Source organism: Nocardiopsis ganjiahuensis DSM 45031, from assembly GCF_000341085.1.
In the GTDB taxonomy this organism is placed as follows: Bacteria; Actinomycetota; Actinomycetes; order Streptosporangiales; family Streptosporangiaceae; genus Nocardiopsis; species Nocardiopsis ganjiahuensis.
Map to the genome: position 1 here is coordinate 1 of NZ_ANBA01000044.1, position 1,601 is coordinate 1,601.

Consider the following 1,601-nt stretch of genomic DNA (forward strand, 5'->3'; position numbering starts at 1 on the left):
CCTCGCGGTCGCCGGGATGGATGGTATGACCTTTATGGAGAGTTTGATCCTGGCTCAGGACGAACGCTGGCGGCGTGCTTAACACATGCAAGTCGAGCGGTAAGGCCCTTCGGGGTACACGAGCGGCGAACGGGTGAGTAACACGTGAGCAACCTGCCCCTGACTCTGGGATAAGCGGTGGAAACGCCGTCTAATACCGGATACGACCTTTCAGCTCATGCTGGAGGGTGGAAAGTTTTATCGGTCAGGGATGGGCTCGCGGCCTATCAGCTTGTTGGTGGGGTAAAGGCCTACCAAGGCGATTACGGGTAGCCGGCCTGAGAGGGCGACCGGCCACACTGGGACTGAGACACGGCCCAGACTCCTGCGGGAGGCAGCAGTGGGGAATATTGCACAATGGGCGAAAGCCTGATGCAGCGACGCCGCGTGGGGGATGACGGCCTTCGGGTTGTAAACCTCTTTTACCACCAACGCAGGCTCCACGTTCTCGTGGGGTTGACGGTAGGTGGGGAATAAGGACCGGCTAACTACGTGCCAGCAGCCGCGGTAATACGTAGGGTCCGAGCGTTGTCCGGAATTATTGGGCGTAAAGAGCTCGTAGGCGGCGTGTCACGTCTGCTGTGAAAGACCGGGGCTTAACTCCGGTTCTGCAGTGGATACGGGCATGCTAGAGGTAGGTAGGGGAGACTGGAATTCCTGGTGTAGCGGTGAAATGCGCAGATATCAGGAGGAACACCGGTGGCGAAGGCGGGTCTCTGGGCCTTACCTGACGCTGAGGAGCGAAAGCATGGGGAGCGAACAGGATTAGATACCCTGGTAGTCCATGCCGTAAACGTTGGGCGCTAGGTGTGGGGACTTTCCACGGTTTCCGCGCCGTAGCTAACGCATTAAGCGCCCCGCCTGGGGAGTACGGCCGCAAGGCTAAAACTCAAAGGAATTGACGGGGGCCCGCACAAGCGGCGGAGCATGTTGCTTAATTCGACGCAACGCGAAGAACCTTACCAAGGTTTGACATCACCCGTGGACCTGTAGAGATACAGGGTCATTTAGTTGGTGGGTGACAGGTGGTGCATGGCTGTCGTCAGCTCGTGTCGTGAGATGTTGGGTTAAGTCCCGCAACGAGCGCAACCCTTGTTCTATGTTGCCAGCACGTAATGGTGGGGACTCATAGGAGACTGCCGGGGTCAACTCGGAGGAAGGTGGGGACGACGTCAAGTCATCATGCCCCTTATGTCTTGGGCTGCAAACATGCTACAATGGCCGGTACAATGGGCGTGCGATACCGTAAGGTGGAGCGAATCCCTTAAAGCCGGTCTCAGTTCGGATTGGGGTCTGCAACTCGACCCCATGAAGGTGGAGTCGCTAGTAATCGCGGATCAGCAACGCCGCGGTGAATACGTTCCCGGGCCTTGTACACACCGCCCGTCACGTCATGAAAGTCGGCAACACCCGAAACTTGTGGCCTAACCCTTCGGGGAGGGAATGAGTGAAGGTGGGGCTGGCGATTGGGACGAAGTCGTAACAAGGTAGCCGTACCGGAAGGTGCGGCTGGATCACCTCCTTTCTAAGGAGTCTTTACAGGTCGGCACTTTTTCTACCGC

1 rRNA gene is annotated in these 1,601 nt (G+C 57.8%); it reads left to right on the top strand.

From position 1 onward, the window contains the following. The first annotated feature begins 31 nt into the window (after nt 1–31). Nucleotides 32–1,564: ribosomal RNA gene (locus D458_RS0132635) — 16S ribosomal RNA — on the top strand. The last annotated feature ends 37 nt before the right edge of the window (nt 1,565–1,601 follow it).